Genomic DNA, 13,738 nt, shown 5'->3' on the forward strand with positions numbered 1-13,738 from the left:
CAGCAACCGCTGATCTCAGACCCGGAACGCACCGATCAGGCGCTTGAGTTCCAGCACCTGGGTCGACAGCTGGCGGCTGGCGTCCTCGGTCTGGTGCGCGCCCTGGGTGGTGTTTTCCGCCGCCCGGTTGATCTCGACGATGTTCTGGTCGATGTCGTGGGCCACCGCCGTCTGCTGCTCCACCGCCGCAGCGATCTGCTGGTTCTGGTCGACGATGCTGCCAATGGCGCCAAGGATGTTCTCCAGCGCCTGCTGCACCTGCTGCGATTCGCCAACCGTGCCCGAAGCCATCTGATGGCTGCTGTCCATGGCCTTGACTGCGGCCCCTACCCCACCCTGCAGGCGCGAGATCATCTGCTCGATCTCTTCGGTGGACTGCTGGGTGCGCTTGGCCAGGGTGCGCACCTCATCGGCAACCACGGCAAAACCGCGGCCCTGCTCGCCCGCCCGGGCCGCCTCGATGGCGGCATTGAGGGCCAGCAGGTTGGTCTGCTCGGCGATGCTCTTGATCACCTCCAGTACCCGGCTGATGGCCTGGCTGTCGCTGGCCAGCTGGTTGATCACCGCCACCGACTGATCGATCTCGCCGGCCAGGCGGGCGATATTGCCTTGCTGGGTTTCCACCAGGCCACGCCCGCTGACGGTTTCCTGGTTGACGCTATGGGCGCTGCTGACTGCCGCCGCAGCGCTGCGCGCCACCTCCTGGGCAGTTGCCGACATCTGGTTCATGGCCGTGGCCACCTGCTCGATCTGCCCGCGCTGGCCACTGACCGCCTGGTTGCTGCGCGCCGATACCGCATGCACCTGCTCGGCCTGGCGCTCGACCTCGGCGACGGTATGGCCGACCTGCTCGATCAGGTCATGGATGCGCCGCACCGTACCGTTGAACACCTGGCCCAACTCACCCAGTTCATCGCGGCTGCTGGCCTGGAAATTCGCCGTCATGTCGCCGGCGGCAACCTTGTCCATCACCGCACCGAGGCTTTTCAGGGTATTGCGGGTCGAGGCGTAAAAGCCGCTATAGAGGTAGACGATCAGCAGGAATACGGCCGCCAGCGCCGACACCAGCAAAATCATGTGCAACCGGTGCTCGGCCAGACGCTGCTCGAGCTGCTGGCCGAGAAACTCGCCAATGGCGGTATTGAGCGTGTAGGTCTGCGCCATCAAGCCGCTAATCTGCTTGTAGAACCCCGGCCACGGTGCATCGAGGGTGTCGGCCACCACAACCTGTTCTTCGATCAGCTCGCTGGCCTGCTTGAGCGACGCCTGGCTGCTGTTGCCCAGGCTGCCAAGCCTGACCTGCGCGCCGGGCTCGGTGGCAAGCGCCTCATCCAGGCGGATGGCATAGTCGGCGCCGAGTTTTTCCAGTTTCAACAACAGGTCATCGAAGCGCGCGCTGGAGGCCGAATTGACAAAGCCCTGGCCTAGCGAATACGAGCCGATGGCCCGCCCTTCGCCGAGCGTCTGGGTAACTTGCGGGGTCACCGTGGTCATCAGTTCGCTCAGCTGGCGGATCGCCGAGTCGCTGTCCTGGCTGAGCCCGGCCTGGCTGGCAATCACCTTGCTCAGTACCTGGGCCTGGCCCAGCAGCTTGTCGAACAGCGCCACCTTGCTCAACAGCGAGGTCTCGCTTTGGGCGGTTTTGAGCGTCTCGAGCATCTCGGCGCGCTTGCCATCGAAAGCCTTGGCCTGGGCCTCGTCACCGCTCACTGCAATCAAGCCGGACAAGCGGCTCTGCACCTGTTGCTCGACGCTGGCGATCTGCGCCTCGACATCCTCGGCCTTGCCCGACTGACCGAGCACGGCGTTGATCTGCACCAGGTTGCCGAGGGTTTCCACGTCACCGCGCAAGGCCAGGCTGCTGCCGAGCAGTTCCAGGCTCTGCAGTTCGGTGCGGGTGGCATGGAACTGCGCATAGGAATCGCGGACCAGGTAGTAGTTGGTGACCAGCATGGGCAGGAAAAACAGAATACTGATCAGGCTGAACTTCATCCCGAAGCTCAGGCGGTTCATCAGCGCGATGGCCGGATACAACAGGCTCTTCAAGGGTGGTGCCCTCCGATTCTTATTGTTTTTACGGTTCCTGCCTTTGCACCATCCTCTGTAGGAGCGGGCTTGCCCCGCGATTGCGGTTTGCGCCCCCACAGTGGCACAAGGCCACCGAACGTATTCAGCAACACCTGTATAGCGCATATCGGATCGGGGGTTTGTAACTTAAGGTTAACCGGCAGCGGAGCGACCAACGGCCGCTCCGCGATGGGCTTTAGCCGAGTACGGTCCACAGGGCGAAACAGGCGTACCAGAGCACTGCCGAGCGCAGCAGCAGCTCCCACAGGTTGTCGAGGCCGAGCAGGCCATCGGGGCCTGCCGACGCGTTGCCGGGCAGTTCAGCGGCGACGCGGCCGACCGAGTCGATCAAGCCGGCCGCGCTGATGTGCCAGTTCAGCAGTTCGTGCAACATCACCCGGCTGACTGCAACGAAGTTGCCGACCAGGGCGAAGCTGACGCCCAGCACGCGCACCGGCGCCCAGTCAAAGGCGTGGCGCAGTTGCAAGGCATGGTCGCGCAGCACAGGGGTACGCCCATGCTCGGCGGTCAGTGCCAGCAGCCGATACGCCAGGGCTGCGGCCGGGCCGAGGAGGAAGTACCAGAAAATCACCGCAAAAAAGCTCTGGTAGGCCTGCCACAACAGGTTGCCCTGCACCCGCTCCAGCAGGGCCTGGGCATTGTCGGCGGTCAAACCCAGGTCGCGCTCGGCGACATGCACCGCTGCTTGCTCGTCACCGCGCCGCCAGGCATCGCGAAACGGCCCTTGGGCGGCCTTGATGTCGCCCCGGCCGAGGCTGTAGATCAGCACCAGCAGGTGCACCGGCAAGGCCAGCAAGCCATAGGCCACCGGCTCCAGCACGTGCAGCAGCAAGGCCAGCAAGGCCACCGGCAGCAACACCAGGATGGTCAGCACCCACCAGGGATGGCGCCTGCCGTCACGCTCCAGGCGGGTAAGTTCGGTGACATAAAAACCGTCGCGTTGCAGACGCTGGCGCAGGGCCGAGAATTTCTCGAACCACAACACCAGCAACAACACCAGAAAACTCATGCTTCGTCCTCCTTGTCCTTGAGGCTTGCGCGGTAGCGCAGCCAGTCAAAAGCGCCACCGGGGTCGGTCTTGCGTCCCGGAGCAATGTCGCTGTGGCCCTGAATCCGTTCAGTGCCAATGGCCGGCCAGGCGTCCTGGATCTGCCGGGTCAATGCTTGCAGTGCCTGGTACTGGGCATCGGTGAAGGGCAGCTCGTCAGTGCCTTCAAGCTCGATGCCGATGGAAAAGTCGTTGCACGCCTCGCGCCCCTCGAAACAGGACACCCCGGCATGCCAGGCACGCTCCAGACAGGAGACAAACTGCGTGACCTTGCCGTCACGTTCGATGAGGAAATGCGCCGACACGCGCAGGTGCTTGATGCCTTCGAAATAGGGGTGCTCGCTGGCATCCAGCCGGTTCTGGAAGAACTCCTGGACCTTACCGGTACCAAATTGCGCCGGCGGCAGGCTGATGTTGTGGATAACCAGCAGGGAGATGACTTCGCCTTCGGCGCGGGCATTGCAATTGGGCGAAGGACAATGGCAGACGCCGGCGAACCAGCCAGTAGCGCGGTCCAGTTGCATAGAAAATCCTGAGACACGGGGGCACCGGCTCAGTATGCCCCGTGGTGGCTATAGTTGCATCGTTAAAACGCGTAGGAATCTAGCGTGCCTGCGCCTGACGCAACTGGCTGAGCACCGAGTCCAGTGCCCGGTCGAACAACAGGGTGTCGTCCAGCAAGCGTACATGGCCGCGGCGCAAGGCCACGGCCAGGGCCATGCGCGACCATTCGCGGACTTTGAGCCCGGTACGGTTGACGAAAATAAAACGGTCGGTGCTGTCGATCTGGGCAATCAGCTTGCAGCGCTGCACTTCATCGTCGCCGATCAACTCGACCCAGGCGCCAATACGCAGACGCTCGACCTGCAACAACGCCGGGTCGTCATCGGCCAGGCGCACCAGGGAAGCTTCCGACTCACCGCCTTCGGGGGCACGCAAGACGATTTCATCGAGCACCAGCACCCGTTCGCTGGCATTGACAGGGATAACGCGCCCGCCCTCCACCGCGGTATCGAACAGCTGCACATGCAGGGTTTCGAGCTGGGCGAAGAACTCGCTGGTGGCAAAGGGATCGAACGCGGCGCCGGCGAGGCCATCGCGCAACGCCTTGAGTAGCCCCGGCACCAGTTCCAGCAGGCGCAGGCGTGCCTGCTCGTCACTGTGCGGCTGCACGCTCCAGATCAGTTCATCCATGGTTTCCAGCGCTTCAAGCCATTGGCGAGAGGTGTCGCCGTGTTTGAGACAGGCGAGCAACAGCACCTGACTCCAGGCCTGTTCGAGAAAACGCACCACCACCCGCGGCAACGAACGGCCAAGCAGGCGCTGATTGAATTCCTGCTGCACCCGCTGACGCGCCAGTGCGGTACGTGCGCGGCCTTCTTCGGCATCGCGGGTGCGCTGCTCAAGCAACTCATTGCGGCGTCGCTCGTCACTGCTGAAGGCAAGAAACTCGGCGAGCAGTTCAGAGAAGATCGCCGGGTCATCGACAAAGTCGCTGAGCAGGCGCTGAACGATTTTTTCCACCCGCAGGTACAGGCTGTCGCGCTGGCAATCATCGCTGGCTCCCCAACCCATGGCCGCCGTGGCAATCTCGTTGAGCAAGCGCCGGGCCGGGTGGTTGCTGCGGCTGAAGAAGCTCTTGTCGAGCACCGCCACCTTGAGCATCGGGATCTGCAGGCGACCAATCAGGGCTCGCAGCGAGTGCGGCAGGTTGCGATCGCCAAGGATGAACTCGAAGAGCATGGCAATGAGGTTGATGACATCCTCGTCGACCACCTCGATCTTGCGGTAGGTGCCGCTTTTGACGCTGACCCGGGTCAGCAGTTGTTGCAGCTGTTGGTGCAGGTCGAAATCGTCACTCTCAGAGGTAGGCGGCACGTAGTGCTGCAGGTGCGAGAGCAGGCGCAACAGGTCACGGGTGCTGATCGCCTGCACCTGCTCGCAGGCCTCAAGGCGCGGGGCAACACGCCCGCGTACCGGCGAGAGCAAGGCCTGCAGCGAGGCGAACACCGCCTGGCCGTTGGCATCCAGCGGGTTGCTGTGCGGTTTGCTGTCGCCCTGGCTGGCCGACGGCTCGCATTCGGCCAGTGGCCGCTCCCGAGCCCGGCGTCGCGGCACGGCCTTGAGCTCGGGCAGCACGCCGGTGGCGATCAACAACTGGTTGGCTTCGCCGTACAACGGGTCGGCATCCTGCAGCACATAACGCTCGAACAGCTTGAGAATGATCAGTTTGACCTTGATCCCCACTCCCAGGCTGCGCCCGGCGCGCAAAAAATAATCACAGAGCATCGCCGGGCCCAGCGGGTTGCACGCATCGTCCAGCGTCTGGCCCAACAGGGCGCCGAAGCGCAAGGTCAACTGGTTCAGGGCGATGCCGTCGCGCGCCAGTACCCGCGCGACCATGGCATCCAGGGCCATGTTGCGCTCCAGCTCATCGTTGGCCACCAGGGTCAGGCGCTCGCAGGCATCGCTACGCAGGGCCGGCAGTGCATCGGACTGACCGATCTGCACGAAGGCTTCATAGAAGTGGTCGAGATAGCCGCGCTCGATGTTCTTGCGCTTGAGGCGCAGGTCGCGCATGGCTTCGAAAAGGATGTTCTGTTCAACATTGTTGGCGGCCTTGTCGGCCATCTCGAACAGCGTATCGTCAGCGTTGTCGAATAGCGCCTGCAGGCTTTGGCGCAGCTGCAGCGCGGCCTTGTCACGGACCTGAAGAAGCACCACCGGCAGACGAGCGAGGGGCGCATTGTGCGCCTGTTCGGTGATGGCCTTGATCGGCACCACCTTCCCGTCGTTGTGCATCCTGGTCTCCTTGCCGGTTCGGTTTTGAGCGCTTGAACGCTCGTCAAAGCTATGACGCCAAATACAAGGCGCATTATCGAGTAAAAACCCTTCACTCGCCAGTGCACGGCACGCCGCTGCCGATAGACCCAGGTCCGGGTAAAACGCTCATTCGGCCTGACCAAAGGTCAAGCGTTGGCCACCCCTGCAGTGTTTGCTGCAAGCGCAGGCTGCCCTGCCCTATAATCCCGGGCACTTAGCTTGTGGAGCCCGCCATGCCGAATTTACGCCTCGCCGACCTGACCGCCGAAATCGAAGCCAACGTGCGCCGTGCGTTACTCGAAGACATCGGCAGCGGCGACATCACCGCCCAGTTGATCCCGGCCGAGCGCCTGGCCAAGGCCACCATCATTACCCGCGACGACTGCGTGATTGCCGGCACGGCCTGGGTCGATGCGGTGTTCCGTCAGCTCGACCCGCGGGTGGCGGTGCACTGGCAGGTCAAGGATGGCGACCGCGCCAGCGCCAACCAGGTGCTGTTCAACCTTGAAGGCCCGGCGCGTTCGCTGCTCAGTGGCGAGCGCTCGGCGCTGAACTTCCTGCAGATGCTGTCGGGCGTTGCCACGCACGCGCAATTTCTCGCCGACAAGGTCGCCGACACCCAGGTCAAGTTGCTCGACACCCGCAAGACCCTGCCCGGCTTGCGTCTGGCGCAGAAATACGCGGTCACCTGCGGCGGTTGCCACAACCACCGCATTGGCCTGTACGACGCGTTCCTGATCAAGGAAAACCACATCGCCGCCAGTGGCGGTATCGCCGAGGCAATCACCGCCGCCCACCGCATTGCCCCAGGCAAACCGGTGGAGATCGAGGTAGAAAGCCTGGACGAGCTCAAAGAAGCCCTGGATGCGGGCGCCGACATCATCATGCTCGATGAGCTGAGCCTGGACGACATGCGCGAAGCGGTGCGCTTGAACGGCGGCAAGGCCAAGCTTGAAGCCAGTGGCGGCGTGACTGAAAGCACCCTGCGGGTGATTGCTGAAACGGGTGTGGACTACATCTCGATCGGGGCGATGACCAAGGATGTAAAGGCGGTGGATCTGTCGATGCGCCTTAGCCTCTGAGGCTGACTGCAGGTATAAAAAAACCGGCCTTAGGGCCGGTTTTTTTTAGATTGACTCTATCAGAGCGCTGCGTTCTGCAGGCCGTCCAGGTAGCGCTCGACATCCAGCGCCGCCATGCAACCGGCACCGGCCGAGGTAATGGCCTGACGGTAAACATGGTCAGCCACGTCACCGGCAGCGAACACACCTTCAACGTTGGTCGCAGTGGCGTTGCCGTCACGGCCGCCATTCACCACCAGGTAGCCGTCTTTCAAGGTCAGCTGGCCTTCGAACAGCGAGGTGTTCGGGGTGTGACCGATAGCGATGAACACGCCATCGACCTTGATGTCGTCGAAGCTGCCGTCGTTGTTCTTCAGACGCGCGCCGGTGACCCCCATATTGTCACCCAGCACTTCGTCCAGGGTGGCGTTGAGTTTCAGCTCGATCTTGCCTTCGGCCACGCGGGCGTTGAGCTTGTCGACCAGGATCTTCTCGGCGCGGAAGGTCTCGCGGCGGTGAACCAGGGTGACCTTGCTGGCGATATTGGCCAGGTACAGGGCTTCCTCAACAGCGGTGTTACCCCCACCGACCACGGCCACCGGCTTGTTGCGGTAGAAGAAGCCGTCGCAGGTCGCGCAGGCGGAAACGCCCTTGCCCATGAACGCTTCTTCCGATGGCAGGCCCAGGTAGCGAGCGCTGGCACCGGTGGCGATGATCAATGCATCGCAGGTGTAGGTGGCGCTGTCGCCCTTGAGGGTGAACGGCTTGCTGGCCAGGTCAACGGCATTGATGTGGTCGAACACCACTTCGGTCTCGAAACGCTCGGCGTGTTCCTGCATGCGTTGCATCAGCGCCGGGCCGGTCAGGCCGTGGGCGTCGCCCGGCCAGTTGTCGACTTCGGTGGTGGTGGTCAGCTGGCCGCCGGCCTGCATGCCGGTGATCAGCAGCGGCTTGAGGTTGGCGCGCGCGGCGTACACGGCAGCGCTGTAACCGGCAGGGCCGGAACCGAGAATAATCACTCGCGAATGACGTACTTCAGACATGTCACACTCCTGTCGAGCGGGCGTTCAATTGCCCGCATCGTATCGCCGGGATCACCGGCTGGAATAAAAAAGAACCTGCGAAGCACTTGGGGAAGGCTTTTGGCCGCAGGTCCTGAAAAACGTTGAATCGCAGCCTTACAGGCTGGCGGCGTTCTCGGCCAGGTAGTCGGCAACGCCCTTGGCGTCGGCCTTCATGCCTTTCTGGCCAGGGCGCCAGCCGGCCGGGCAGACTTCACCGTGCTGTTCAGTGAACTGCAGGGCTTCGACCAGGCGGATCATCTCGTCGACTTCGCGGCCCAGCGGCAGGTTGTTGACCACCTGGTGCTGGACAACGCCTTGCTGGTCGATCAGGAACGAGGCACGCAGGGCCACGCCGTCATCGTGCTCGATACCGTAGGCACGGGTAATCTCGTGCTTGACGTCGGCCACCATGGTGAACTCGACCGCGCCGATGCCGCCCTTCTCGACCGGGGTGCTGCGCCAGGCGTGGTGGGTGAACTGCGAGTCAATGGACACACCGACCACTTCCACACCCAGCTCGCGGAACTTGTCCATGCGATTGTTGTGGGCAATGATTTCCGACGGGCAGACAAAGGTGAAGTCCAGCGGCCAGAAGAACAGCACGACGTATTTGCCGCGCAGGGAAGAAAGCTTGAAGCTATCGACGATCGAACCGTCGCCCAACACCGCCGCCGCATCGAAATCAGGGGCTTGCTTGTTGACCAGAATGCTCATGGAAACTCCTTGAAAATCAGAATTCGAAGGCGTTGAAAAGATGTGCGCACTTTAGCGAGGTGGCAGAGATTAAGGAAATATCCTTAGACAATCCACCTTATAGGCCTGCTCTATTTATCAACAAAAGCGCTCGTGGTTTATCTATGAAGCCCTGCCCGGGATGCTGCCGAGGTTTTGTTACAGCCCGTTTCTCGCTCTGCACCGCGCTTTCGCCAGGCGCACAAACTCGGTAAGGTCAGCGCGTTTGCCTTTACCCGGAGCCTTCCCCTTTATGCAAGCCCCTGTCCTCTCTGGCCCACAGTACCTGCGCGAAGGGCTGAAACTGGTCCTGAGCCCGAGCCTGCGCCTGTTCGTGTTGCTGCCGCTGGCGGTCAACCTGCTGCTGTTCGTCGGCCTGATCTACTTTGCCGGCCATCAGTTCAGCCTCTGGGTCGATTCGCTGATGCCCAGCCTGCCGAGCTGGCTGAGCTTTCTCAACTACGTGCTGTGGCCGCTGTTCGTGGTTTTGGTCGGGCTGATGGTGTTCTTCACCTTTACCATGCTGGCCAACGTCATTGCCGCGCCGTTCAATGGTTTCCTGGCGGAAAAGGTCGAAGTGGTGGTGCGCGGCACCGATGACTTCCCGGCCTTCAGCTGGGCGGAGCTCATGGCCATGGTGCCACGCACCCTCGGTCGCGAGGCGCGCAAGCTCGGCTACTTCCTGCCACGGGCGATCGGCCTGTTCATCCTCTCGCTGATCCCGGTGGTGAACATCATCGCCGCGCCGCTGTGGCTGCTGTTCGGTATCTGGATGATGGCTATCCAGTACATCGACTACCCGGCGGATAACCACAAGATGAGCTGGCAGGACATGCTCGCCTGGCTGCGCGAAAAACGCTGGCAGAGCCTGGGCTTTGGCGGTTCGGTGTACCTGGTGTTGCTGGTGCCCTTCCTCAACATCCTGATGATGCCGGCCGCAGTGGCCGGCGCCACGCTGTTCTGGGTGCGCGAACGCACCTGAGCCCTGGCCGCGTAGCCGCCCGGCTACGCGGCGCAGCCATCAGTTCGACAGCTGGTTGGAGAACTGCCCCACCGCATTGACTACCTTCTGCGCACCGTCCTGAATCTCGACGATCACCGTACCGGTCTGCCCGGCCAGGGACAGGCCCTGCTCGGCCTGGCGCTTGCTGCTGTCGATGATATCCACCGCCGCCTTGGCCAATTGCTCATTCTGCTGCACCACGCGAGCGATTTCTTCGGTGGCGGTGCTGGTGCGCGAGGCCAGTTGCCGGACCTCGTCGGCAACCACGGCAAAGCCGCGCCCCTGCTCGCCGGCACGGGCGGCTTCGATGGCGGCGTTGAGGGCCAGCAAGTTGGTCTGCCCGGCGATGTCGCTGATGGTCTTGATGATCGAACCGATCACCTGCGACTGCTTGTCCAGCGCCTCGATGCCTTCGGCGGCTTCCTGCATGTAGGTTTCCAGGCCGCGCATGACGTCCACGGTCTGGGTCACCACCTCGGTGGCCTTGCGTGCACAGGCGTCGGTTTCCAGCGAGGTGTTGTAGGCGATGTCGGCAGCCTGGGCTACGGCGGTTTCCTGGTTGACCTGGTCGGTGATCACCGTGGCGAACTTGACCACTTTGTAGAGCACGTCGTGGGCATCGATGATCGGGTTGTAGGACGCCTCCAGCCACACCACACGGCCATGGGCATCGATCCGCTTGAAGCGCTCGGCGACGAACTCACCATGGCGCAGTTTGTCCCAGAAGGCCTGATAGGCCACCGAGTTGTACTCCTCAGGCTCGCAGAACAAGCGGTGGTGCTTGCCCACAACCTGATCGAGCTTATAGCCCATGGTCTGCAGAAAGCGGTCGTTAGCGGTCAGCACTTCACCATTGAGGTTGAACTCGATCACCGCCGTGGAGCGCATCAGCGCCTTGATCAGGCTTTCGTGCTCGCGGGAGGTTTCGATGGTGCGGGTCAGGTCGCTCGAATGCAGGGAGAAGTACTTGATCCGCCCTTCGCTGTTTTTCACCGGCTGCAGGATCGACCGCAACCAGGCTTCCTGGCCATTGCCGCGCAGCAGGCGGAAGGCGCCATTGAGGTGCTCGCCACGGGTGATGGCGTGCTTCATGCGCTGGTAAAAGTCGAGCTGCTTGACGTGCGGGGGAACGATTTCCTCGATGTTGCGACCAATCAGTTGATGGCCGCTATAGAGCATCTCTTTTTCGAAGTTGCTGTTGACCGATTCGATTCGCCCTTGAGGGTCGAGTTGCAACACCAGCATCTCGCTGTCGAGGCTGCTTTTGACCTGTTCCATGGACTGCAGGTCTTCACGCAGCTGGAGGATTTCTTTCTTGAGTTTGCTGTTGAACATGACGCTCTCCCGGAGCGAAACCAGTCATTCGAATGCCTCTGCATCGGCTGCTGGCCAGGCAATCTTGAGTCACTTGCTGGGAAATATTTAAGCGCTGAAAACCGCCGGCAATCAGGCGTCATCGATCTGTCATTTATTGGTCACAGAGCGGCAATCCGGGCGGTCGACACTGGCTTCATGAGCACACCGTCCCTGCATGTCACCCTGATCAGTGAAACCTTCCCACCGGAAATCAACGGCGTGGCCAATACCCTTGGCCGCCTCAGCGATGGCTTGCGCTCGCGCGGTCACCGGGTCGAGCTGGTGCGCCCGCGGCAACTGGCCGAACAGCCCTCTGCCAGCGATGAAAACCTGCTGTTGTGCCGGGGCTGGCCGTTGCCGGGGTATCCGGGTTTGCAGTGGGGCCAGGTGTCGATGCACAAGTTGATCCGCCGCTGGCGCCGGCAACGCCCCGACGTGCTGTACATCGCCACCGAAGGCCCGCTGGGCCTGAGCGCCCTGCGCGCCGCGCGGCGCCTGGGGATTGCTGTGGTCAGCGGTTTTCACACCAACTTCCAGCAATACTCCAGCGAGTACGGCCTGGGCCTGCTGGCGCGCCTGCTGACCCACTACCTGCGCTGGTTCCACCGGCGCACCCACACCACCCTGGTGCCCAGCCTCAGCCAGCGCCTGGAGCTGGAACGGCGCGGCTTCGATAATCTCAGCCTGATGGCCCGCGGGGTCGACAGCCAGCTGTTCAACCCGGCACGGCGCAATCAGGCGTTGCGTGAACAATGGGGCCTGGGCGATGACGATATCGCCCTGCTGCATGTCGGGCGCCTGGCCGCCGAGAAGAACCTCGGTTTGCTCCAGCCGTGCCTGGAGGCCCTGCAGCAGCAGTATCCACAGCGGCGCATCAAGCTGATCGTAGTGGGTGACGGGCCCCAGCGCAGCATGCTTGAACAACACCTGCCGGGCGCAGTGTTCTGCGGCGCCCAGCGTGGCGAAACGCTGGCCGAGCACTATGCCTCGGGGGATGTGTTCCTGTTTCCCAGCCTGACCGAAACCTTCGGCAATGTGGTGCTTGAAGCCCTGGCTTCAGGCCTGGGCGTGGTCGCCTACGATGAAGCGGCAGCAGCCCAGCACATCCGCCACGGGCACAGCGGCGCACTGGCCATGCCGGGTGACGAAGCGGCCTTTATCGATGCCGCCGCCTGGTTGCTGGAAGAGCCGGAAACCCTGCGCCGGGTGCGCCTCAATGCCCGCCAGCACGCCAGCCGCCAGGGCTGGCCGGCGATTGTCGAGCAGTTCGAAGCGCACTTGCAGGCAGCCTGCCGCCAGGGCCAGGGCCAGGGCAACGTTGCGCGCCCGAGCCCGGCAGCACTTGCAATCAAACCAGAGTCGTCAACGCCTCACGGCTGAACGGCAGGATGTCCTGCTCGCGGCCATCACGCACTTTGGCTGCCCAGTCTGGGTCCACCAGCAGCGCCCGGCCGACCGCCACCAGGTCGAACTCGTCGTTGTTCAGGCGCTTGAGCAGGTTCTCAAGGCTAGCCGGCTGTGCCACTTTGTCGGTGGCGACCATGAACTGCAGGAACTCGCCATCCAGGCCGACGCTACCGACGGTGATGGTCGGCTTGCCGGTGAGCTGGCGGGTCCAGCCGGCCAGGTTGAGGTCCGAGCCTTCGAACTCCGGCTCCCAGAAGCGCCGGGTCGAGCAATGGAAGATATCCACACCGGCGTCGACCAACGGCTGCAGGAACGCCCCCAGCGCCTCGGCGCTCTGCACCAGGCGCGCGCTGTAATCCTGCTGCTTCCACTGCGAGAAGCGGAAAATGATCGGGAAGTCCGGGCCCACCGCCGCGCGCACCGCCTCAATCAGCTCGATGGCAAATCGCGAACGGCCAGCCAGGTCGCCACCATACTCGTCGCTGCGCTGGTTGCTGGCGTCCCAAAAGAACTGGTCGATCAGGTAGCCATGGGCGCCATGGATCTCGACACCGTCCATACCAATGGCCTGGGCGTCGCGGGCAGCCTGAGCAAAAGCCTCGATCACTTCACGGATATCGGCCTTGGTCATGCCGTGCACCACCACCTGGCCATCCTTGAGCTTCTCGCTCGGACCATGGCCCGGCACGCTGGCATCCGGCTCGGTGCCCAGGCGGCGCACGCTACCCACGTGCCAGAGCTGCGGAACGATGCGTCCGCCTTCGGCATGCACGGCTTCGACGACTTTTTTCCAGCCGGCCAGGGCGTCTTCCCCGTAAAAACGCGGCACATTCGGGTAGCCATTGGCGGCTTTGTGGCCGACCGTGGTGCCTTCAGTGATGATCAGGCCGACGCCTGCCGCGGCGCGGCGGCGGTAGTATTCCACCACTTGCGCGTGCGGTACGCCGCCAGGGCAGAAGGTACGGGTCATCGGTGCCATGACCACCCGGCTTGGCAGCGCGAGGGTACCCAGTTGGAAGGGAGTGAAGAGTGCGTTGGCGGACATGGGGCGCTCCAGGGAATGGGGAATGCGCCTGAGGATAGGGGGAGCCGTTCGGGTGGCCCAGTACTATTGATCTGGGTGATTGAACAGCATCGCGGGGCAAGCCCGCTCCTA

The 13,738-nt window shown here is 62.9% G+C and carries 11 protein-coding genes and 2 pseudogenes; 3 read left to right on the forward strand and 10 right to left on the reverse strand.

Annotation, left to right across the window (positions count from 1 at the left end):
* Positions 1 to 15: 15 nt before the first annotated feature.
* The 5 genes and pseudogenes from UW3_RS30255 to UW3_RS0116120 form a co-directional block, all read right to left on the reverse strand.
* Positions 16 to 729 (reverse strand): methyl-accepting chemotaxis protein, encoded by a 714-nt coding sequence (locus UW3_RS30255; RefSeq protein ID WP_414867306.1) that lies wholly within the window; start codon positions 727 to 729, stop codon positions 16 to 18.
* Positions 730 to 870: 141 nt separating this feature from the next.
* Positions 871 to 2,193, reverse strand: a pseudogene (locus tag UW3_RS30260) (HAMP domain-containing protein); the annotation flags it as partial.
* Positions 2,194 to 2,263: 70 nt separating this feature from the next.
* Positions 2,264 to 3,097, reverse strand: coding sequence for a regulatory signaling modulator protein AmpE (gene ampE / locus UW3_RS0116110; protein ID WP_010223544.1), 834 nt, complete (start codon positions 3,095 to 3,097; stop codon positions 2,264 to 2,266).
* Complete coding sequence (gene ampD, locus UW3_RS0116115) at positions 3,094 to 3,660, reverse strand: 1,6-anhydro-N-acetylmuramyl-L-alanine amidase AmpD (protein ID WP_010223545.1); 567 nt, start codon at positions 3,658 to 3,660, stop codon at positions 3,094 to 3,096. The genes ampE and ampD overlap by 4 nt, the downstream gene beginning before the upstream one ends.
* Before the next feature lie 79 nt (positions 3,661 to 3,739).
* Positions 3,740 to 5,938, reverse strand: a complete 2,199-nt coding sequence (locus UW3_RS0116120; protein ID WP_010223546.1) for a DUF1631 domain-containing protein — start codon at positions 5,936 to 5,938, stop codon at positions 3,740 to 3,742.
* A 254-nt stretch (positions 5,939 to 6,192) separates the two neighbouring features.
* On the opposite strand from UW3_RS0116120, the gene nadC reads away from it, so the two are divergent.
* Positions 6,193 to 7,041, forward strand: a complete 849-nt coding sequence (gene nadC / locus UW3_RS0116125; RefSeq protein WP_010223547.1) for a carboxylating nicotinate-nucleotide diphosphorylase — start codon at positions 6,193 to 6,195, stop codon at positions 7,039 to 7,041.
* A 59-nt stretch (positions 7,042 to 7,100) separates the two neighbouring features.
* Here nadC and trxB read toward each other — a convergent pair whose 3' ends face one another.
* Together trxB and UW3_RS0116135 are read right to left on the reverse strand one after the other, a co-directional pair.
* The gene (gene trxB / locus UW3_RS0116130) at positions 7,101 to 8,063 is read right to left on the reverse strand and encodes a thioredoxin-disulfide reductase (protein WP_010223548.1); all 963 of its coding nucleotides are present in this window, start codon (positions 8,061 to 8,063) and stop codon (positions 7,101 to 7,103) included.
* Positions 8,064 to 8,198: 135 nt separating this feature from the next.
* The gene (locus UW3_RS0116135) at positions 8,199 to 8,798 is read right to left on the reverse strand and encodes a peroxiredoxin (protein WP_010223549.1); all 600 of its coding nucleotides are present in this window, start codon (positions 8,796 to 8,798) and stop codon (positions 8,199 to 8,201) included.
* A 271-nt stretch (positions 8,799 to 9,069) separates the two neighbouring features.
* On the opposite strand from UW3_RS0116135, the gene cysZ reads away from it, so the two are divergent.
* Positions 9,070 to 9,798 carry a sulfate transporter CysZ gene (cysZ, locus tag UW3_RS0116140; protein WP_010223550.1) on the forward strand — a complete coding sequence of 243 codons (729 nt, stop codon included), beginning with the start codon at positions 9,070 to 9,072 and terminating at the stop codon, positions 9,796 to 9,798.
* A gap of 39 nt (positions 9,799 to 9,837) precedes the next feature.
* On the opposite strand, the gene UW3_RS30265 is transcribed toward cysZ, so the two are convergent.
* On the reverse strand, positions 9,838 to 10,269 hold the full coding sequence (locus UW3_RS30265) for a methyl-accepting chemotaxis protein (protein ID WP_414602498.1): 432 nt from the start codon (positions 10,267 to 10,269) through the stop codon (positions 9,838 to 9,840).
* A 159-nt stretch (positions 10,270 to 10,428) separates the two neighbouring features.
* Positions 10,429 to 11,154: pseudogene (locus UW3_RS30270) on the reverse strand (PAS domain-containing protein); the annotation flags it as partial.
* 177 nt (positions 11,155 to 11,331) lie between these two features.
* On the opposite strand from UW3_RS30270, the gene UW3_RS0116150 reads away from it, so the two are divergent.
* On the forward strand, positions 11,332 to 12,555 hold the full coding sequence (locus UW3_RS0116150; protein WP_010223552.1) for a glycosyltransferase family 4 protein: 1,224 nt from the start codon (positions 11,332 to 11,334) through the stop codon (positions 12,553 to 12,555).
* Here the strand turns inward: UW3_RS0116150 and UW3_RS0116155 are convergent.
* Positions 12,524 to 13,627 carry an NADH:flavin oxidoreductase gene (locus UW3_RS0116155; protein WP_010223553.1) on the reverse strand — a complete coding sequence of 368 codons (1,104 nt, stop codon included), beginning with the start codon at positions 13,625 to 13,627 and terminating at the stop codon, positions 12,524 to 12,526. The genes UW3_RS0116150 and UW3_RS0116155 overlap by 32 nt on opposite strands.
* Between the last annotated feature and the right edge of the window lie 111 nt (positions 13,628 to 13,738).

Source organism: Pseudomonas donghuensis, from assembly GCF_000259195.1.
Classification (GTDB): Bacteria; Pseudomonadota; Gammaproteobacteria; order Pseudomonadales; family Pseudomonadaceae; genus Aquipseudomonas; species Aquipseudomonas donghuensis.